20 protein-coding genes are annotated in these 19,938 nt (G+C 32.2%); 9 read left to right on the forward strand and 11 right to left on the reverse strand.

The window, feature by feature from the left end; all coding sequences use genetic code 11:
* Window position 1 precedes the first annotated feature (1 nt).
* Complete coding sequence (locus L3X39_RS00310) at window positions 2–1,198, forward strand: hypothetical protein (RefSeq protein WP_237229374.1); 1,197 nt, start codon at window positions 2–4, stop codon at window positions 1,196–1,198.
* An 11-nt stretch (window positions 1,199–1,209) separates the two neighbouring features.
* Here L3X39_RS00310 and L3X39_RS00315 read toward each other — a convergent pair whose 3' ends face one another.
* The 10 genes from L3X39_RS00315 to xrtF all read right to left on the reverse strand — a co-directional run bounded on the left by L3X39_RS00315 (window position 1,210) and on the right by xrtF (window position 10,084).
* On the reverse strand, window positions 1,210–2,409 hold the full coding sequence (locus tag L3X39_RS00315) for an ATP-grasp domain-containing protein (protein WP_237229375.1): 1,200 nt from the start codon (window positions 2,407–2,409) through the stop codon (window positions 1,210–1,212).
* Between the two features lie 6 nt (window positions 2,410–2,415).
* Window positions 2,416–3,822, reverse strand: coding sequence for a leucyl aminopeptidase family protein (locus tag L3X39_RS00320; protein WP_237229376.1), 1,407 nt, complete (start codon window positions 3,820–3,822; stop codon window positions 2,416–2,418).
* Window positions 3,819–4,604 (reverse strand): alpha/beta hydrolase, encoded by a 786-nt coding sequence (locus L3X39_RS00325; protein ID WP_237229377.1) that lies wholly within the window; start codon window positions 4,602–4,604, stop codon window positions 3,819–3,821. The genes L3X39_RS00320 and L3X39_RS00325 overlap by 4 nt, the downstream gene beginning before the upstream one ends.
* 142 nt (window positions 4,605–4,746) lie before the next feature.
* Complete coding sequence (locus tag L3X39_RS00330) at window positions 4,747–5,097, reverse strand: ribose-5-phosphate isomerase (RefSeq protein ID WP_237229378.1); 351 nt, start codon at window positions 5,095–5,097, stop codon at window positions 4,747–4,749.
* A gap of 36 nt (window positions 5,098–5,133) precedes the next feature.
* Window positions 5,134–5,487 (reverse strand): heavy-metal-associated domain-containing protein, encoded by a 354-nt coding sequence (locus tag L3X39_RS00335; RefSeq protein ID WP_237229379.1) that lies wholly within the window; start codon window positions 5,485–5,487, stop codon window positions 5,134–5,136.
* Between the two features lie 106 nt (window positions 5,488–5,593).
* Window positions 5,594–7,846 (reverse strand): TonB-dependent receptor, encoded by a 2,253-nt coding sequence (locus tag L3X39_RS00340; RefSeq protein WP_237229380.1) that lies wholly within the window; start codon window positions 7,844–7,846, stop codon window positions 5,594–5,596.
* 2 nt (window positions 7,847–7,848) lie between these two features.
* Window positions 7,849–8,568: a heavy-metal-associated domain-containing protein gene (locus L3X39_RS00345; protein ID WP_237229381.1), complete on the reverse strand. Its 720-nt coding sequence runs from the start codon at window positions 8,566–8,568 to the stop codon at window positions 7,849–7,851.
* Between the two features lie 84 nt (window positions 8,569–8,652).
* A complete protein-coding gene (locus L3X39_RS00350; RefSeq protein ID WP_237229382.1) occupies window positions 8,653–9,054 on the reverse strand; it encodes an HYC_CC_PP family protein in 402 nt (133 codons plus the stop codon).
* Between the two features lie 57 nt (window positions 9,055–9,111).
* Complete coding sequence (locus tag L3X39_RS00355; protein ID WP_237229383.1) at window positions 9,112–9,540, reverse strand: exosortase F system-associated membrane protein; 429 nt, start codon at window positions 9,538–9,540, stop codon at window positions 9,112–9,114.
* Complete coding sequence (gene xrtF / locus L3X39_RS00360) at window positions 9,533–10,084, reverse strand: exosortase family protein XrtF (protein ID WP_237229384.1); 552 nt, start codon at window positions 10,082–10,084, stop codon at window positions 9,533–9,535. Before xrtF ends, L3X39_RS00355 begins: the two co-directional genes overlap by 8 nt.
* Window positions 10,085–10,239: 155 nt before the next feature.
* On the opposite strand from xrtF, the gene L3X39_RS00365 reads away from it, so the two are divergent.
* From L3X39_RS00365 to def, 8 genes are all read left to right on the forward strand, one after another.
* The gene (locus L3X39_RS00365; RefSeq protein ID WP_237229385.1) at window positions 10,240–10,695 is read left to right on the forward strand and encodes an XrtF-associated fRMsr-like GAF protein; all 456 of its coding nucleotides are present in this window, start codon (window positions 10,240–10,242) and stop codon (window positions 10,693–10,695) included.
* Window positions 10,696–10,839: 144 nt separating this feature from the next.
* The gene (gene purH, locus L3X39_RS00370; protein WP_237229386.1) at window positions 10,840–12,372 is read left to right on the forward strand and encodes a bifunctional phosphoribosylaminoimidazolecarboxamide formyltransferase/IMP cyclohydrolase; all 1,533 of its coding nucleotides are present in this window, start codon (window positions 10,840–10,842) and stop codon (window positions 12,370–12,372) included.
* A gap of 156 nt (window positions 12,373–12,528) precedes the next feature.
* Complete coding sequence (locus L3X39_RS00375) at window positions 12,529–13,557, forward strand: rod shape-determining protein (protein WP_237229387.1); 1,029 nt, start codon at window positions 12,529–12,531, stop codon at window positions 13,555–13,557.
* Between the two features lie 11 nt (window positions 13,558–13,568).
* Window positions 13,569–14,390, forward strand: coding sequence for a rod shape-determining protein MreC (gene mreC / locus L3X39_RS00380; protein ID WP_237229388.1), 822 nt, complete (start codon window positions 13,569–13,571; stop codon window positions 14,388–14,390).
* Window positions 14,383–14,889 carry a rod shape-determining protein MreD gene (gene mreD / locus L3X39_RS00385; protein WP_237229389.1) on the forward strand — a complete coding sequence of 169 codons (507 nt, stop codon included), beginning with the start codon at window positions 14,383–14,385 and terminating at the stop codon, window positions 14,887–14,889. Before mreC ends, mreD begins: the two co-directional genes overlap by 8 nt.
* Window positions 14,886–16,823 carry a penicillin-binding protein 2 gene (gene mrdA, locus L3X39_RS00390; protein ID WP_237229390.1) on the forward strand — a complete coding sequence of 646 codons (1,938 nt, stop codon included), beginning with the start codon at window positions 14,886–14,888 and terminating at the stop codon, window positions 16,821–16,823. The genes mreD and mrdA overlap by 4 nt, the downstream gene beginning before the upstream one ends.
* Window positions 16,823–18,100, forward strand: a complete 1,278-nt coding sequence (rodA, locus tag L3X39_RS00395) for a rod shape-determining protein RodA (protein WP_237229391.1) — start codon at window positions 16,823–16,825, stop codon at window positions 18,098–18,100. The genes mrdA and rodA overlap by 1 nt, the downstream gene beginning before the upstream one ends.
* A gap of 29 nt (window positions 18,101–18,129) precedes the next feature.
* Complete coding sequence (def, locus tag L3X39_RS00400; protein WP_237229392.1) at window positions 18,130–18,756, forward strand: peptide deformylase; 627 nt, start codon at window positions 18,130–18,132, stop codon at window positions 18,754–18,756.
* Between the two features lie 60 nt (window positions 18,757–18,816).
* On the opposite strand, the gene L3X39_RS00405 is transcribed toward def, so the two are convergent.
* The gene (locus L3X39_RS00405) at window positions 18,817–19,896 is read right to left on the reverse strand and encodes a hypothetical protein (protein ID WP_237229393.1); all 1,080 of its coding nucleotides are present in this window, start codon (window positions 19,894–19,896) and stop codon (window positions 18,817–18,819) included.
* Between the last annotated feature and the right edge of the window lie 42 nt (window positions 19,897–19,938).

Genomic DNA, 19,938 nt, shown 5'->3' on the forward strand with positions numbered 1-19,938 from the left:
TATGTTAGACAAATATAGAAATGCATTTAATAGTGATTTTAAGCAAGAAACCTATCAAGCTTTATTGAATGATGTAAGTCAGACGTTTAATTATACACCTATATTTAAAATTGCTGAAACGCCTATATTTATATCTAACGACTTAAAAAAAAGATTGATTAATGCATGTCATGATATTATGTCTGTAATTAATCAGCCTAATTTTAAAACGCTAACAGAAAGTGCTTTTTTTGATGATAAAATGAAAGTGCCTAATGAAGATGAGCACTCTAAATTTATACAATTAGATTTTGGAATTTGCTTGGACGAAAATGGAAATCCTACTCCCAAGCTCATTGAGCTTCAAGGCTTCCCCTCATTGTATTGCTTTCAGCATTTTATAGGAAGTATGTATCGAAAACATTATAACATTCCTAATCATCTTTCCATACACCCAACAGGAATTACATCAAAAGAATTTATTGAAACATTGCGTACAGAAATTGTTGGAGATACCAATCCTAAACAAGTTATTTTATTAGAAATTGAACCCGACAAACAAGCCACAGCTATTGATTTTTATTGTACCACCGAATTATTGGGAGTTAAAGTTTTATGCATAAGCAAACTGATTAAAAAAGGAAAAAAACTATTTTATAAAGATGATGAAGGAAATAACATTCAAGTTTTAAAAATTTATAACCGCATTATTTTTGATGAACTTGATCAACGTGATGATTTAAAACGTGAATTTGATTTTAGTGACGAAGTTGACGTTGAATGGGTTGGTCACCCCAATTGGTTTTTCAGAATCAGTAAATACACAATGCCTTTATTAAAAGGTGATTATGTGCCAAAATCGTATTATTTAAATCAATTAGAATCTATTCCAGAAGATTTAGAAAATTATGTTTTAAAACCGCTGTATTCTTTTGCAGGTGCTGGCGTTCAATTACATGTAACCCCTGACATGATTAAAAATATAGCAAACAAATCAAACTATTTACTACAAGAAAAAGTGGCTTACCACCCTATTATAGAAACCTTGGATATTCCTGCAAAATGTGAAATCCGGATGATGCTAATACATAGCAAAAAAGATAATACTACTAAAATTGTGAGCAATCTTGCACGGTTAAGCAAAGGCGAAATGATAGGTGTTAAATATAATAAAGATAAAACTTGGGTTGGTGGTAGTGTTTGTTTCTTTGAATTATAAATAGCTATTTATTATCTCAGTTTATCCGGTGCTGGCAAACTTGCATGAAACTCATTAGCAATACGATTGGTATAATTATCTAATAATTGTAAAACACGCTCACTAGAATCAGACACTACAATAAACCCTATATGCCATGGTTTATGCATGCGCCATACAATTTCTTTATCCGTAAAACTGGATGTGTCAGGATATTCGTATCGACTTAACGACACTACAATTCCAGCATATTTATCATGAATTTTTGGTAAAATATACTTTTGCTGCTTTAAATTATCGGATTCAATTTTTGCCCATTCACTCCATAAATTAACACCAGAAGCAAAAGCTACCATTTCAGCTAAATTAGCGCCTCCAACTCTAGATGATGTTTCAAGAAAAAACAATTCACCTGTTGCTTTGGAAGCGATAAATTCAGTATGAGACGCACCAAATTGCATCCCGAAAGCGTTCATAACCTCAGCATTCATTTTTCTAAGTGCTTTCTCTATTTTAGAATTGATTTCGCAAGTAGCTGACCTGAAAATACCGCCACCGTGTGCTACTTCAAACGGTGTGTCTAAATATTTACTAACTCTAGAAAAAACTACTTTCCCGTCAACATTTAATCCATCAACATGATACACATCTCCAGGCGCAAATTTTTCTACTAAAAATTCGTCACGCTCATCACCAAGACTATGTACAATTTCCCAAAGTTCATTTTTTGACTGTATTTTTTTTATTCCAGCAGCGGATGCCTCCGAGCGAGGTTTTAACAACCATGGCGGACTTACGCTATCTGCATAATTATTAATATCACTATCGTTAAACAAAGGTGTAAATTCTGGCACGTTAACACCTTCATTTTTTGCTTTTATTCGCATTGCCAATTTATCTCTAAAATAGCGCGCTGTAGTACTACCCATCCCTGGCATTCTAAAATGCTCACGTATAGCTGCAACATGTTCAACATCAAAATCATCTAAAGCTACGAACCGGTCAAATTTTATACTCCTGTATTTAAAAGCTAATCCTTTAATGATATCTTTCGTATTCCAATTTTCAATATAAAACACATCATCTATACATTCCCAAGGCCAATTTTCGTGCTCCAGTTTTTTCATGGTTAACAGGTACACATTGTTCCCTTCGGCTTTACATCGTTTTATAAAATCTTCACCTTTAAAATAAGTAGAAATACAAACAAAATTGAGTGGTTGTTTAGACATAATCTTCTAGTTTAAAGATTTAATATAATTGGTAATCAATTGCACCCCAAACCCTGATGCACTTTTCATTTTAGAATATTGAGAATCACCAAAAGCGACACCAGCAATATCTAAATGCATCCAATTTTTATGAGACTCGGTAAAAGCTTCTAAAAATTTAGCCGCATTAATAGCTCCAGCAATTGGCTTACCACTAAAGTTACGCAAATCAGCAATATCTGAATGCAAATCTGCCTCAAAATCTTCAAATAATGGCAATTGCCATACGCGTTCGTTAATTTTAAAACCTATGTCAGACATATTTTTAGCCATTTGCTGATTATTAGTAAACATACCAGCAGCAGAGAATCCTAAAGTTCTAACAACGCTACCGGTTAAGGTTGCTAAATCAATAACTTTTTCTGGTTTAAATTGCTTGATTATATAACTTAAGCCGTCTGCCAAAACAAGTCTACCCTCAGCATCGGTATCAATAATTTCAATAGTTTTACCAGAATAGGAATTAATAACATCTCCTGGTCTGTAACTATTTTTATCTACTGCATTTTCTGCCGAAGCTACAATACCAACAAGGTTTACATCTAGCTTTAATTTGGCAACAAGCTCTACAACACCTAAAACAACTGCTGCACCACCCATATCACTTTTCATGTAATGCAAATTGGTTGAAGGTTTAATAGATAGTCCTCCACTATCAAACGTAATACCCTTACCAACCAAACCTATATCAATTTTAGCATTTGGTTTTGAAATATATTCTGTAACTATTACCACAGGCGGATTTATACTGCCTTGGCCTACAGCCAATACAGCGTCAAATTTTTGTTTCTTTAACTCGTCCTTGTGAAAAACAGTACATTTATAGTGGTGTTTTTTTGCTGATTTAGTTGCCCATTCTCCTAAATATTCGGGTGTTTTGTAGTTTGCTGGTGCATCTACCAATGCTTTTATTTGATTGATAGTTTCACCAGTAGATTTACCTTCGCTTATTTGAGTTGTTACCTCTTTTTTTGATATGAAATTAACCTCTAAGGGAGCTTCTTTTTTCTGTTCAGATTTAAACTGACCGATTTGGTAATCAGACAACTCTATACCAATAACAGCTTGCTTTATTTCTTCATCAGAAAGCAATTCGGCATACACTTGAATGTTTTTTTTCCAATACTTCTTGTTATCAAAAGCTAACTTCCTAAAAGCTTCACTTATTTTTATTGATTCTTTTTCTTCTCCAATTCCTAAAAGGTAAATTCGATTACCTGAAGAACTATAAACGAGTTGATATGTTGAGAACTCACCCTCAAAATCCAGGTGTTTTATAGAAATAAATTCTGATACATGTTTTAGATTTCCTTTTCTGCAAGGAACAATGATATCCTCAGCTTTATCTAATTTCGGAATATTATTATATATCATGATAATTTGTTAAAATAAAGCCATTTTACGGCTTTAGGAAATTCTTCACGCCAATGCACTTCGCTATGGTTTCCGAACTCATTTACAGAAAAATGAAAATCTATATTATGACCTTTCACCATTTTGGCTCTGATAATGTTTTCTAATTTTTGGGCATTTGGCAAGTGTTCTTTACTTTCTTGACCACCTGCATATAAATAGATTTTAGACTCTTCTAACGGCTTAAACGATTTGGTATGATTAAAAATGGTTTTTGAAATCCATAAACTAGGTGAAAAAATCATCATTTTCCCAAAAACTCCCGGATTAGCTAAACCAGCATGTAGACTTATTAGTCCTCCCATAGAACTTCCGCCAATACCTGTGTGCTCAAAATCTGTTAGCGTACGATAATGGTTATTAATGTAAGGAATTAATTTATCAATCATGAATTGGATATAATAATTTCCTTTTCCTTTTCCAAAACGCGGGTGGTAATAAGGTAAATATTCAATGATGCGTTCCTGTTCACCATGGTCTATCGCAATAATAATAATGTCGCTTAACCCTTCTTCGGCTAATTTTGCCATAGATTTATCAATCGCCCAATCGCCATACTTAGCTAATGGGTTAAAAAGATTTTGCCCATCTTGAAGGTATAATACAGGGTATTTTTTATCCGTTTTATAATAATCGTGAGGGAGTAATGCTGAAATTTTTCTGGTGGCATTTAAGTTTGATATTTCGTAAGCCTCTTCAATAACTTCAATAATAGGCTCAAACTCGGTCATTGTCATTGTCATTGTCATAAATTTAAAAAACGAAAATACATTTTTAAGTAGTTATAAACTACAAAAAATCATACATATGTTAGTAGAAATTTAATTCTCTCAAATTTTAAAAAATCCGAAAATATATTTACGTCTTAAAGCGTAATTAAACTTCTCAATTATACCATACTGCGTAGCGTTTTCGTCGTAATTCCAAAGCTAAAGTTTCTTCCAGTTTAAGGGCTTCTTCTCTAGTGTCTATTGGATCAATATGATTATACAAACTCGGTCTTAAATAAGAGCCATATTTTTGTACGATGTTTGAAGATATTTTATAACCCTTCTTGTTTTTATAACCTGTTTTATGTTGTATGAATCGTTCTTTTGGTGTCTTGCTAGTCATACCTACATACAAACATTCCAACACGCCATTAAACTGTGGATTTGCCGCTCTAAACTTAGCATTCTCCGTAAAAACCCGCTTGGACAATTCTATAACATAAATACGATACTGTATTTTCGGCATAATTAAATAAACTGCTAATTGTTATTTAGCGGCACATTAGTCGTGGTGCTCGCCAACAACCTTGTCATCTCTATATCTGCAACAAGGATGTACTGAAGCATACGCCTCATCGGTAGCCTTTAGTTCTTTAGTATCATGACCAACTGCTGCAATATTAGCTTGGATTGTTTTTAAATCTGTTTTATTTTCATCAAAAAACAGTTTTAACTCATGGGTTTTAACATCCCAATTGGCACTCTTAACTCCTTTAGTACTTAAACAAGCTTTTTCAATTCTTGCTTTACACATCATGCAAACACCGTCTACTTCAATAGAGACTTTAGCGTTTTTGTTCTGGGCAAATGCTGCTGTTCCGATAAATAGCAATGCTATGGTTATTATTTTTTTCATAATTAAGTTTTTTAAATGTTTTTAAATTCTGTTTTAAAGTCGTGGCAATCTATTTAATTGTTGTTACAAAAAGATTACCACGGCTTTTCTTTTATTAATATCGTTTTTATTTTATTTTAAATCTTAGTCCAGCATAATACATGCTTCCAAAAATTGGACCATATACAAAGGTAGTATCAAAATTCGAACCAAACGGGTCTTCAGCTCCTAAAATAGGATTACTCTGTTTTGTATTCGTAATATTTTCTCCTCCTAAATATACTTCAAATGTATCTGAAAAAACCTTAGTTACTTGGGCATTTAAAGTTCCTATAGTAGGTGTATACTCTGGAAGCTGATACTGTACAGGGTTACTAGCCGTTGAAGAAAAACGTTGCTCACCCAACCAATTATAGGTTACATCAAACTTCCAAAAACCATCATTTAAATTACCCTCGTGCGTTTCATAAGATGCATTCGCGAACAAACGGTGTTTAGGCGTTAACGACTTCTCTAACTTACCACTTGTATAATCTGTTTTTACATCATAATATTTATAAGCCGTACGCAAATCAAAATGTTCAAATACATTATAATTAAGTTCTATTTGAAAACTATTCGCATAACTTTTCCCATCCAAATTATAAAAATTTACTTCCTGAGGGTTTTCCCAGTCAATCACAACTTGATTTTTAAAATCGGTTTTATAATAATCTAAGGTAACATCTGCTTTTCGTCCAAAAAGATTAAAACCTTGTAAAAAGGACACTCCGTAATTCCACGCAATTTCTGGATCTAATCCATAAATATTTCCGTTAGAATTCAAAATATTAATAGCTCTGGATGTTGCAAACATATTTTGATTTTCAGCAAAAATGTTCGCGCTTCGTTTTCCACGACCAAAAGATGCTCGCAAAGCAGATTTTTCCCAAGGTGTATAACGGGCATGAACCCTAGGAGTTACGAATGTTCCTAATAAATTATGATTATCAATACGTACTCCAGCAGTAAGATTCAGCTTGTCCAAATTATCATAATTGTATTCGAAAAAAGCACCAACAGAACGTTCTGTTCGTTCGTAATTTGAATCTAGATTTTGTACATCTAAAACCTCGTCATAATGATCGTAGGTATAACTAATACCTGTTTTAACTTTATGCCTAGAATCACTAATAATTGAGTTATATATGGCATTCGTATACAAACTGTTATGAGTAATATTGTATTGATTCAATCCAAAATACGACTCCTGTATGTGACTACTAAAAGCAGTTTGAACCCCTATACTTTGCCAAGGAACTTCTGGGTTTACATATCCAAATTTAGCAGAAACCTCATAACGCTTCGTATCTATCTCACTTCCCCATGAGTTTGTTGTTAATCTATCTGTATCTGGATTAAAATCTATTTGACCTGTTTGTTTTTGGTCGTTTAAAAATTTCAGATTAATAAAACTAACAAAGCCTTTTTCCGTATCGATATACTGCCAACGGTTCATTAAATTAACTTGGTTTTGCAATGGCATATCAAGAAATGAGTCATCATTATTGTCAAATTTCTCGTCACGTAAATTTCCATGAAGATATAAACCCGTATCCCATTTATCAGAGACTTTTGTATTAAAATGAGTATTTAACTCAAATCTCCCGTTCATAGAGCCATAGGCGTTTATGAATAACTTATCATCGGTTGATGGTTTTACTAATTCAGCATTAATCTGACCTGCAATACTTTCATAACCATTAACAACACTTCCAGCTCCTTTTGTTATTTGGATACTCTCAACCCACGTTCCTGGGATGAAACTTAAACCAAAGGCCTGTGAGGCACCTCGTATTGATGGTATGTTTTCAGTTGCAATCAAAATATATGGGCTTGTTAACCCCAACATTTTAATTTGACGTGTTCCGGTAACTGCATCGGCAAAATTAACATCAATGGACGGATTCGTTTCAAAACTTTCAGACAAGTTACAACATGCTGCTTTTAGCAATTCATCACTACTCACATTAATCACATTAGTAGCTTGTAAATATGACCTTGCTGTGGCCTGCTTTCTTGAGGTCACTGTTACCGCATCTAAATTATCCGTTGGTTGCAACCAATGATGTACCATTTTTGGCTCTGTAATGGTTAAAGTATCGGTTTTAAATCCAACATAACTAATCACAAGCTTTTTATAATCGGTTTTGTATGGGATTGTAAACTTTCCATCTAAATCGGTTACCGTTCCAACTTCAGTATTTAACCAATACACATTGGCACCGGCTAAACCGATATGTTCGTTTTTATCATTAGCTTCCATAATCATCCCATTTATTTTGTCTTGAGACGACATAAAAATTGGAAGCATTAATAATATATAGAATATGTTTTTCATTTTTAATAGTAGGTTTTAATTAGCATAATAATTGCCATAACAATCATAATACTGTTTTCAATAAATGTGGCTTTAGTCATAGGAAGTTTTAACGCAGTTCCTAAACAAGCACACTGAATAGTTTTTTTATTTAAAAGTGTTTTTGTAACACCTATTGTTGTAATACCTAAAACAAACAGGGTAACTATCAATGCTATGGGTATTTCAATACGCATTAAAAACATAAGCCCAAGTACAACTTCTATAAATGGATATATCCATCCATAAACAGGCATTACTTTTGCCAAAGGGTCGTACATTTTAAAAGACTCTGGAAACCCCTTTAAATCTAGGAATTTAAAAAAACTAAAAACAATGTAGAATAAGCCCATAAAATCGAGCATAAAGTCTGTTGAACTCCAACTTTTATAGTTTAGTAATAGTGATGCAACTATGATGTATCCAAAAATTAAGAACAACGGAAACAACTGTTGTAACTCGCTTTTTTCTTCTTTTTGAATAACTCCTGATTTAAAAATATTCTTTTCTGAAATTGAATATTTGCTGGGTAAAGCAGCTTGTAAGGTATTTAATGAAATGTGCTCAGACATTTCTATAGTGGCTTCAGATTTTTCTAAATTTACCGAAGCTTTTACAACACCTTGAATTGCATTCAATTTATCTTCAACTGATGCTTTACAATTATTACAGGTCATTCCTGTAACTGTATATGTATGTTTCATGATTTTTTGTTTTGATATTATTAATAAGTTCTTTTCCAAGCAAACAGAATTATCTATTTTCTTGAATAAAAAAATACTAATAAATCAAATGATGAAAACTTGGTCTAAAACCTGAATATCAGCAACCAAATTGGGTGGGGAATAATCTTTATGAGGAACAACTTGTTGTGGTAAACCTTCAAAAAGATTAATAAAAGCATATGCCAATGATGCAACAAAAATTTGTTGCTGAAAATCTAAATCTTCAAATGAGGAAAATTTAAGTTGGTCTTGCCCTTGAATAACATCTACTTCATCTTTACAACAGGTTTTCTTTTGAAGAATTTCTAGAGCCTCCATACCACATTTTTGAGCTTCAGTAAAGACCGAAACATCAACTAAAACATCACCACAATAATGTTTTTCAATGGTAAATGATACAGTTGAAAACAAAACCAGTAATGCCAAAAGCATTGAGAATGTCTTATGTAAAAACAATTTTTTCACAATGCAAATTTACAAAAAATAAAAATTACCTACTGAAATTTACGAAATGATTAACAGTTACTTTTTAAGTTTATCGTAGTAAAATGCTGGAATTAATAGAATTAAAATAATAGGTTGTATTAAAAACCGCCTAATATTAAAGAACATATAATAATCTTCTTGTCGTGGATTTATAACGAAATACAAATACACTAGAATTAGCACAATAAAAGCTAAAGAATATACAATAACAGAGAATTTAATAATGCTTTTATCCTTAAATAACACGAACAAAATAGCCAACGATATTAAAGTATTTAAAACATAGCGTAAGGTTGTAAAGGACACTAATTTTAGTATTTCTCGACGCGGGCTATCAATATATAAATAGTCGTTTTTAAAAAAGGTTAAATACGGATCGTAAAACAACTCATCTTCAAAAAACCGAATTAAAATCAGCAATCCAAACAACAGCATTAACCATAAATATTTTGTTATTTTATGCATGATTCTGTTTAAATTTTGAAAATCTATTCACCCAAAAAATCCATAATAAAAATACCATTCCGTAAATAATTCCTGGAAACACAACGGTATGCAAAAAATCTGAATATTCGGGATAATGATATAATCCCAAACTTAAAACAACAATACGCAATAAGTTAACTACATAAACTAAAACACTCCCAGAAAGGATATAAAAAAAAGTGGTTTTTAGTTTCCCTGAAAACGCTATAATAAACGATATAAACAAAATAATAACACTAATAGAATTACATCCTTCAATAATTCTAGCTATGTAGTTTCCGTTTAAGATTAATTTCATTGAAGGTTCGCTGTCGTGCGGTAATACCTCAACATCGTACCCAAAAGTATCTAAAAGCGCCTCCGTTTGTTTTGAAACTAGGTGCGTCATATAATCGGGGTAAAATTTTGAGCCATCGGAAAACTGCAAATAAAACTTGTAACCCAAAGACAAAAGACCATAAACCAACAAAAACGTAAGTATAAACTTTATAACCGACTTGTATTTTATAAAAAGGGCTTTCATCTATTCTAGCATATTGCCTTTAAGAGGTTAGATGTAATTCGCATAATATATTTTTGAATTATATTAAAATATTAGTTGAACTTATTTCAAAAAAAAATAAAAACTGAATATCGAAATTACGCCTTTTTAAATACTTTTACCAAAACTTTTTTATTATGACTTTTGAATCCCTTAAACCACAAGTTGAAAATATTGTTTTTAATTCTAGTTTAGAAGTAAACGACCGCTTACTAAAAATTTGCGAATTACTTGAAACCAATATTCCACATTACAATTGGGTTGGGTTTTATTTTAGAAATGGCAATAAAGAAGAGCTTAAACTAGGTCCATACGTAGGTGAACCAACTGATCACACCATAATTCCATTTGGCAAAGGTATTTGTGGACAGGTAGCAGTAAGCAACCAAAATTTTGTAGTACCAGATGTTGCAGCACAAGATAATTACATTGCTTGTAGTATTACTGTTAAAGCTGAAATTGTAATACCCATTTTTGTTAATGGTAAAAATATTGGGCAAATTGATATAGACTCCAACACACCAGACCCATTTACTGAAAACGACGAACGTTTTTTAGAGTTTGTTTGTACTAAAGTTTCAGAAATTTTATAGTTGTTAACAACTTCCGTTTTTCGTTGAAAAAACCTGCTGTTTTTCATTGTTCTAAACTCGTTTTTTGGTTGGAAATAAGTACTTTTGCAATTATTCAAAAAAATAAATAAAAAGCATTAATACTTTTAACACAACACAACACCAATGAGCAACGAGAAAACCATCAAATCTGCTTTAATTTCAGTATTTAGTAAAGACGGATTAGAACCTATTGTAAAAGAATTAAACAAGCAAGGTGTTACCATTTATTCTACGGGTGGTACTGAGAAATTTATTAAGGATTTAGGTATTAATGTGGTTCCTGTTGAAGATGTAACCTCATACCCTTCTATTCTTGGTGGACGTGTTAAAACATTACACCCAAAAGTGTTTGGAGGTATTTTAAACCGTCAAAATCATGATGGTGATGTTGCAGAATTAGCAGAATATGAAATTCCACAAATTGATGTTGTTATTGTTGATTTATATCCGTTTGAAAAAACAGTAGCTTCTGGTGCTAGCAACCAAGATATTATTGAAAAAATAGATATAGGCGGGATTTCATTAATTCGTGCCGCAGCAAAAAATTATGCAGATGTTATTTGTGTATCTTCTGTTAAAGATTATGCTGAGTTTTTAGAGTTGATATCAGCTAATAACGGTTCTATTTCAGAAGAAGACAGAAAGCGTTTTGCAGGAAAAGCTTTTAATGTGTCTTCACATTACGATACTGCTATTTTCAACTATTTCAACAAAAATCATGAAGAAGCTGCTTTAAAAATTAGTGAAACTAACGGAAAAGTATTGCGTTATGGAGAAAACCCACATCAAAGAGGATTCTTTTTTGGAGATTTTGACGAATTATTCACAAAACTACACGGAAAAGAATTAAGCTACAACAATCTTTTAGATGTTGATGCTGCTGTAAATTTAATGTTAGAATTTAAAAACGATGCACCTACATTTGCTATACTAAAACACAATAACGCCTGTGGTTTAGCACAACGTGACACCTTACACCAAGCTTATGTAGATGCTTTGGCTGGCGATCCTGTTTCCGCTTTTGGTGGTGTATTAATAAGTAATAAGGAAATTGATAAAGCGACTGCAGACGAAATTCATAAATTATTCTGCGAAGTTGTAATTGCGCCTTCTTTTTCTGCGGAAGCGCTAGAAATTTTAAAAGGTAAAAAGAATAGAATTTTATTAGAAATTCATGATGTAGATATGCCTCAAACCAATGTAAGAAGTTGCTTGAATGGTGTTTTAGTTCAGGATAGAAATAATGTTACCGATAAAGCTGAAGATTTAAAAAATGTAACGAATACGGTACCTACACAAACTCAAATTGATGATTTAATCTTTGCTTCAAAAATTTGTAAGCATACAAAATCTAACACCATTGTTCTAGCTAAAAACAAACAGTTATGTGCTAGCGGAACAGGACAAACAAGTCGTGTTGATGCCTTGGAGCAAGCTATACATAAAGCAGGAAGTTTTAAATTCGATTTAAATGGTGCGGTTATGGCAAGTGACGCGTTTTTTCCGTTTCCAGATTGTGTAGAAATTGCAAATAGTGCTGGTATAAAAGCGGTTATTCAACCAGGTGGCTCTATAAAAGACCAATTAAGTATAGATTTTTGTAATGAAAATGGAGTAGCTATGGTAATGACGGGAACACGTCATTTTAAACATTAAAACTTAATTTAAAAGTCTAAATCTCGATTAAAAGCGTATAAGAACAAAATACTTCATTTTAATAGAATTTTGAACACACTTATAACTCATATATTTATCAACTTTTATTACATTTACGAAATTCGTTTTTAAACCACATAAAATTACTAATAGCACATGGGATTTTTTGACTTCCTAACCGAAGAAATTGCAATTGATTTAGGTACTGCAAATACACTTATTATACATAACGACAAAGTTGTTGTTGATGCACCTTCTATAGTAGCTCGCGACAGGATTTCTGGTAAAATAATAGCCGTTGGGCAAGAAGCCAGTTTAATGCAAGGTAAAACCCATGAAAACATTAAAACCATTCGCCCATTAAAAGACGGTGTAATTGCTGATTTTGATGCTTCAGAGCAAATGATAAGTATGTTTATTAAAAACATACCTGCATTGAAAAAGAAATTCTTCACTCCTGCACTTCGAATGGTAATTTGTATTCCATCTGGTATCACAGAGGTAGAAATGCGAGCTGTAAAGGAAAGTGCTGAACGTGTTAATGGCAAAGAAGTTTACTTAATTCACGAACCTATGGCTGCAGCAATTGGTATTGGTGTAGATATTATGCAACCTAAAGGAAATATGGTGGTAGATATAGGTGGTGGTACTACTGAAATTGCAGTTATTGCTCTTGGTGGTATTGTTTGTGATAAATCGGTTAAAATTGCAGGTGATGTATTTACAAACGACATAGTTTATTACATGCGTACACAGCATAATCTTTATGTTGGTGAGCGTACTGCTGAAAAAATAAAAATACAAATTGGTGCAGCAACAGAAGATTTAGAATTGCCACCTGATGACATGAGTGTTCAGGGTAGAGATTTACTCACTGGTAAGCCTAAACAGGTTCAAATTTCGCATAGAGAAATAGCCAAAGCTTTAGATAAATCTATTTTACGTATTGAAGATGCCGTTATGGAAACATTAGGGCAAACACCGCCAGAATTGGCCGCTGATATTTACAACACTGGTATCTATTTAGCTGGAGGAGGATCGATGTTACGAGGTTTAGATAAACGTTTATCACAAAAAACAGATTTACCAGTTTATATAGCTGAAGACCCTTTAAGAGCCGTGGTTAGAGGCACAGGTATTACACTTAAAAATTTACCTAAATACAAGAGTGTATTGATAAAATAGGGGATTAAAACATGCAACAGATTATTAATTTTATAATAAGAAACAAAAACTTTTTGTTGTTCTTGTTGCTGTTTGGTATATCTATTTTATTCACCATTCAATCACATTCATACCACAAAAGTAAATTTATAAATTCAGCTAATTTTTTAACTGGTGGCATTTACAATTCAGTCAATAATATTAGTGAATATTTTAATTTAAAATCTCAAAATCAATTATTAGTTGAAGAAAATAAAAGATTACGCTGGCTTATACGTAATTCTCAAATAACATCAGACTCAACTTTTATAGACAGTTTATCTTTTAGTAAATCTTACAGATTTTACAGTGCTAATATTATAAAAAACAGCTACGCTTTAACCGATAATTTCTTAACCATAAATAGGGGGATTAATGATAGTATTCAACAAGACTTCGGGGTTATTTCATCAAAAGGCATCGTAGGAATTATTGATAAAACAAGCGCAAATTATGCCACCGTTTTATCTATTTTAAATACTACAAGTAGGATTAGTGCTCAATTAAAAAATACCAATCATTTTGGAACCTTAAGATGGGATGGAAAATCTCCAGAGTTTTCGCAACTTATCGATATTGCAAAAATAGCACCAGTTAAAGTTGGTGATACCATTGTTACATCAGGTCGTTCTTCAATATTCCCTAAAGGTGTTCCTGTAGGCACCATTGAAAGCTTTCAGCTAGATGATGCAGAGAATTATTATAAACTAAACGTGAAGTTGTTTAACGATATGACAAATTTAGAACACGTTTATATCATTGAAAATATTGATGCTCCTGAAATTAACAAGTTAATAAACGGTATAAATGAATAATATTTTCTCAATACATACCGTCCGTTTTTTTCTTTTAATACTCGCACAAGTTATTCTATTTAATCACATTAATTTTTTAGGATATGTAAACCCATATCTTTACATATTGTTTATTGCATTCTTCCCCGTTAAAAACAACCGTATTATCATCATTTTATTAAGTTTTTTACTCGGATTAACCATCGATTTATTTTCAGACACTGGTGGTATTCATGCTGCAGCATCCGTATTTATAGCCTACATAAGACCCGTTATTTTAAAATCATCTTTTGGAACCATTTACGAACACCAAACCATAAAATTTAGTTCTGCAGAATTTGGTGCAAAACTTACTTATTTTACCTTGCTTACAGTTTTACACCACATTATTTTGTTTTCTTTAGAAATTTTTAGCATTTCGAAAATAATTTTAATACTTCAAAAAACGTTATTCTCAAGTATATTTACTATTTTATTAAGTATAACTATAACCATTATTTTTAGTAGAAAAACTAAATGAGGCAATTTTTACTTTTCATATCAATAATTTTTGTTGGTGTTTTATTTATTTCCAGACTTTTTTATCTGCAAGTTTATAAAGCAAGTACCCATAATTTGTATGAAGATAACGCTATTAGAAAAGTTTATGATTATCCAAAAAGAGGCTTTGTATACGACAGAAATGGTGAACTTTTAGTAGCAAATCAACCATCTTATGATGTGATGGTTATACCCAGAGAAGTAAAACCGTTGGACACCTTAGAGTTTTGCAACTTATTAAAAATAAGTAAAGAGCAATTCATTAGCAAATTCAATAAAGCTTATAATTACTCACCAAGATTGCCGTCTCCATTTGTTCCGCAACTATCAAAAGAAGATTACGCTATATTGCAAGAAAAAATGCGCAAGTTTGAGGGCTTTTATATTCAAAAGCGTTCTTTAAGATACTACCAAACAACCATTGGCGCCAATGTTTTAGGAGACATTGGAGAAGTTAACAATGCCATTATAAATAAAGACCCCTATTACAAAATGGGCGATTTAATTGGTAAACAAGGTGTTGAGGCTTCTTATGAAGATATTCTGCGCGGGGTAAAGGGCATTAAGTTTATTCAAAAAGACAGATTTAACAGAAATATAGGACCATATAAAGGTGGAATATTTGATACCTTACCAAAGCAAGGAAAAGATGTTGCCATAACGATTGATGCACAATTACAGGCTTATGGTGAGTTATTGATGAAAAATAAACGCGGTGGTGTAATAGCCATCGAGCCATCCTCAGGAGAAATACTCGCTATGGTGGCAGCCCCTACGTACGACCCAAATATTTTAGTTGGAAGAGGCCGATCAAAAAACTTCACAATGCTGTATAATGACTCCATCGCTAAACCCCTTTTTAATAGGAGCTTACAAGGGGTTTACGAACCTGGTTCTCCTTTCAAACTAATGAATGCCTTAATTGCACTTCAAGAAGGTGTTATTACACCCAATGAAACGGTTACGTGCTATAAAGGCTATAGATATGGGAACAGAATTATGAAATGCCATTGTAATTATGGCACAAGAAACGACCTGATTGATGGTATACAAAGATCTTGCAATGCTTATTTTGCTACAACTTACAGAAAAATTTTAGATAAAAATGGAAGCGCTTCTGATGGCATAAATAATTGGAGTAAACATGCTAAGAGTTTTGGCTTAGGAGACTTTTTAGGCTATGATTTAAAAGTTGGTCAGAAAGGGAGAATTCCAGACAGAGATTATTACAAAAGAATCTACCCGAATACTTTTTATTCAACCTATACCATATCCAATGCTATTGGCCAAGGAGAGGTAGCTACAACTCCCATTCAATTGGCTAATATGGCAGCAGCGATAGCCAATAGGGGTTATTTTTATACGCCTCATATAGTTAAAAAAATTGAGGGAGAAACACTTCCGGAACAATTTACAACTCCAAAATACACGAGCATTGACAGAAAACATTTTGAGCCAGTAATTGAGGGTATGCTACAGGTTTACAAAAAAGGAACTGCATCTTCCTTACAAATAAAAGATATAGATATTTGCGGAAAAACAGGAACCGTTGAAAATTTTGCAATCATTGATAGCGTAAAAACCCAATTAACAGACCATTCTATTTTTTTAGCATTTGCTCCAAAAAATAATCCAAAAATTGCCATTGCAGTTTTTGTTGAAAATGGTTATTGGGGAAGTAGATTTGCAGGAAAGGTTGCTAGTTTAATGATAGAAAAGCATATAAAAGGGTATATTACTAGAACTGATTTGGAAGACTGGTTACTTAAACATAGTTTAGAAAATGAATATGCTAAACCATATTCTGGCCAACCGTTTAAAATTAATGAGCAAACTACATTACAGATAGTTGAGGAACAGGAACACCTTAAATTGAAAGAGCAACTTAAAGCCTTTAAAAAGATTGAGAATTAATGGTTAGAGAAACGAATAGACATTTTAAGTTCGATTGGATTACTATTATTCTTTTTTTACTGTTAGTTGGTTTTGGATGGTTAAATATTTTATCGGCTTCACACATTGGTCCAACTGTTAATTATTTCGATTTCTCACAGCCCTTTGGCAAACAACTCATTTTTATTTTCTTAACATTCGGATTAATTATTCTTTTACTGGCTATAGATGCTAAGTTTTATGAACGTTTTTCCAGTATTTTTTATATTGTATCTATCATCTCTTTAATTGGGCTCTTTATATTTGGGAAAAACGTAAATGGTGCTACGTCGTGGTATGGTATTGGAAGTTTTACTATCCAGCCCAGTGAGTTTGCTAAGGTAGCAACCTCACTTGCTGTAGCTAAATATATTAGTGATTTGAATACTAATATGAATTCTTTTAAAGACCAAATACGAACTTTTATCATCGTACTTCTTCCAGCCTTATTAGTTTTATTACAAAACGATACAGGTAGTACCATAGTTTATGCAGCATTCTTTTTTGTTTTGTATAGAGAAGGGTTACCGCAGTATTATTTAACCATAAGCATATCTGCTATATTAATATCTGTTTTATCGTTAAAATTTGGGGCCGTATTAACGTCCATATTTGCAGCCATCTTTGTAATTGTATTTCATTTTTTCAATAAAAAAAAGTTACGGATTTATCAATCTCTGTTTATAATAATTGCTGCTTTTGTGATTTCATTTGGAGTAAAATTTTTTTATGAAAGCATTTTAAAACCACATCAACAAGAACGTATAAGCTTATGGCTTCGCTTAGAAAAAGATCCTGAAAAGCTTGAAAAAATGAAGCAAACTTTTGCATATAACTTAAACGAATCAGAAAAAGCCATTAGCTCTGGCGGTCTTTCTGGAAAAGGTTTTATGGAAGGTACAAGAACTACAGGGAAATTTGTACCTGAACAACATACCGATTATATTTTTAGTACGGTAGGTGAAGAATGGGGCTTTTTAGGAAGTGCCTTTGTTGTTATTGTTTTTGTTTTACTATTGTTACGCATTTTACATTTAGCTGAATTGCAAAAGTCTCAATTTAGCAGAGTTTATGGTTATAGTGTAGCTTCTATAATTTTTATCCATTTTCTTGTGAATATTGGAATGGTAATGGGACTAATTCCTACCATTGGTATTCCTTTGCCTCTATTTAGCTATGGTGGTTCTGGTCTTTGGGCTTTTACTATTTTAGTTTTTATTTTCATTAAATTAGATTCTAATAGAATTAACGAATGGTAAATCGTTAATTGACATTTAATCCCACTCTTATGAAAAATTGCTTCTTTACAGTTTTAATTGCTCTCCTTGTTTTAGGATGTTCTGGTGCTAAAAATGTATCTAAACCTTCATTTTCTTCTGAAGAAATAAAGCTAATTATGAATGCGGATAGCCTAAAACCTATGCGAGTTTATAAGATTACCAATAAACAAGACTCACTGCTACTTAGAACTAAAAGCACTTATATAAAACCAGACCCTAATAATCCTATTTTACAAAATTTTGTAAAAAGACTTTATGCTACGGTAACAGATAGTGCATCGTTAGGTTTGGGTATTGCGGCTCCACAAGTTGGTATATTAAAAAATATTATTTGGGTACAACGATTGGATAAAGAAAATTTACCTTTTGAAGTGTATCTAAACCCGCAAATAACAAAATATTCAGACGAGAAGCAAACCAATAAAGAAGGTTGCTTATCTATTCCTAACAGGCGCGAAACTTTAAGCAATAGAGCTTTTGCCATTGATATTGAATACGACACCATGAATGGTGAACATAAAACCGAAACCGTTGATGCTTTTACATCGGTTATATTTCAACACGAAATAGATCATTTAAATGGTATTTTGTATTTAGACCATTTAGAAAAAGAAGTCAATGATTCTAAACAATAATGTATAGCATAAAAAAAGCGAAAACAATATTTCGCTTTTTTTATGCTTTTAAGTTTTAATCTAATCCATATCAAATCTCACTCCTATTGAAATGTTATTCTGTTCAACCATTTGATCTTTAAAAATAGGCGACAAATCATATTTAACATACAAGGCTACTTCGTCAAAAGCTACGTAACCACTTAAACCGTAAACTAAATTAGTCGTATTAAACCCTCTTTTTTGCTTGTCTTTTACACGTTCGCCATCCAATTCGTATTTCAATTTTTGACGCGTACCAATATTAAAACCAGCATATCCACCTAAGCCTATTTTAAATTTATTATCGGTTGAATATCTAAAATATGTGTCTTTATCTATACGTTTTGAAGGACCAAACTCAAAATGAACTGGGAACACTAAGTTGGTGATTGTTAATTTAGATTTTTTTAGATTTTCAGGAAATTCCTGTAAAACAGTTTGGTCTCCTTGCTGGACGAAATACTGATTATCATCTGGTTTTAATCCATTAATTTGAAAAGAATATCCATATTTAAATCGTACGAAATTAGACTCTTTAAATACACGTGTTTTCCACGCCCAACCTATTTCAAAAAATCGAGAACCTCCAAATTTATAAGGAGAATCGTCAAGATTTTCACCATCTATAATTGCATTATTTAATCCAAATGCTAATACAAAATCACTGGTAGTTCTTAGGTCGTATTTTCTCGGTTTGTTTTTATTGTTAATATTAATACCCACAAAACTTCCTTCTTCATTACCAATACTAAAACCAATTTTAGAAACCTCTTCATCTTCATTGGTTATATAACCATCATCATTACGTTTTAAAAGTGCTATTTTATTGTCAATAATAGCTATCCTATTTTCAATATTCAAAGCACGCTTTTTAGCAGCTTCCTTTTTTAGGTTTTCAGCTTGTTCACTTGTAATATCGCCATTGTCTAAACGTATATTTATGGCTTCTACTTCGGCTTTTAAAAACTCTCGTTCTTGGTTTTTAATTTCTTCCTTAACGGTTTCTAGGGTAGCGATTTTGTCTTTGTTATTCGCATTTTGAATAGTGTCTTGTGCATGAATTAATTGCATAGACACACACAGCACAAATAGTGCTAAATACTTCGTAATTGTTTGCATAACTGTTCGTTTTTTATGTTCTTTTATGAACCTCGATTTAAT

Origin of the sequence: Flaviramulus multivorans, from assembly GCF_021728415.1 — a bacterium.
Taxonomy (GTDB): Bacteria; Bacteroidota; Bacteroidia; order Flavobacteriales; family Flavobacteriaceae; genus Sabulilitoribacter; species Sabulilitoribacter multivorans.

Excerpts from the sequence above, each read along its gene's own strand:
- L3X39_RS00375 (WP_237229387.1), top strand. The coding sequence starts at position 12,529 with ATGGGATTTTTTGACTTCCTAACCGAAGAAATTGCAATTGATTTAGGT.
- L3X39_RS00325 (WP_237229377.1), bottom strand. The coding sequence starts at position 4,604 with ATGACAATGACAATGACCGAGTTTGAGCCTATTATTGAAGTTATTGAA.
- L3X39_RS00320 (WP_237229376.1), bottom strand. The coding sequence starts at position 3,822 with ATGATATATAATAATATTCCGAAATTAGATAAAGCTGAGGATATCATT.
- rodA (WP_237229391.1), top strand. The coding sequence starts at position 16,823 with ATGGTTAGAGAAACGAATAGACATTTTAAGTTCGATTGGATTACTATT.
- L3X39_RS00340 (WP_237229380.1), bottom strand. The coding sequence starts at position 7,846 with ATGAAAAACATATTCTATATATTATTAATGCTTCCAATTTTTATGTCG.
- L3X39_RS00345 (WP_237229381.1), bottom strand. The coding sequence starts at position 8,568 with ATGAAACATACATATACAGTTACAGGAATGACCTGTAATAATTGTAAA.
- L3X39_RS00330 (WP_237229378.1), bottom strand. The coding sequence starts at position 5,097 with ATGCCGAAAATACAGTATCGTATTTATGTTATAGAATTGTCCAAGCGG.
- L3X39_RS00310 (WP_237229374.1), top strand. The coding sequence starts at position 2 with ATGTTAGACAAATATAGAAATGCATTTAATAGTGATTTTAAGCAAGAA.
- L3X39_RS00315 (WP_237229375.1), bottom strand. The coding sequence starts at position 2,409 with ATGTCTAAACAACCACTCAATTTTGTTTGTATTTCTACTTATTTTAAA.
- purH (WP_237229386.1), top strand. The coding sequence starts at position 10,840 with ATGAGCAACGAGAAAACCATCAAATCTGCTTTAATTTCAGTATTTAGT.
- L3X39_RS00355 (WP_237229383.1), bottom strand. The coding sequence starts at position 9,540 with ATGCATAAAATAACAAAATATTTATGGTTAATGCTGTTGTTTGGATTG.
- xrtF (WP_237229384.1), bottom strand. The coding sequence starts at position 10,084 with ATGAAAGCCCTTTTTATAAAATACAAGTCGGTTATAAAGTTTATACTT.
- L3X39_RS00405 (WP_237229393.1), bottom strand. The coding sequence starts at position 19,896 with ATGCAAACAATTACGAAGTATTTAGCACTATTTGTGCTGTGTGTGTCT.
- mreD (WP_237229389.1), top strand. The coding sequence starts at position 14,383 with ATGAATAATATTTTCTCAATACATACCGTCCGTTTTTTTCTTTTAATA.
- L3X39_RS00335 (WP_237229379.1), bottom strand. The coding sequence starts at position 5,487 with ATGAAAAAAATAATAACCATAGCATTGCTATTTATCGGAACAGCAGCA.
- mreC (WP_237229388.1), top strand. The coding sequence starts at position 13,569 with ATGCAACAGATTATTAATTTTATAATAAGAAACAAAAACTTTTTGTTG.
- mrdA (WP_237229390.1), top strand. The coding sequence starts at position 14,886 with ATGAGGCAATTTTTACTTTTCATATCAATAATTTTTGTTGGTGTTTTA.
- def (WP_237229392.1), top strand. The coding sequence starts at position 18,130 with ATGAAAAATTGCTTCTTTACAGTTTTAATTGCTCTCCTTGTTTTAGGA.
- L3X39_RS00365 (WP_237229385.1), top strand. The coding sequence starts at position 10,240 with ATGACTTTTGAATCCCTTAAACCACAAGTTGAAAATATTGTTTTTAAT.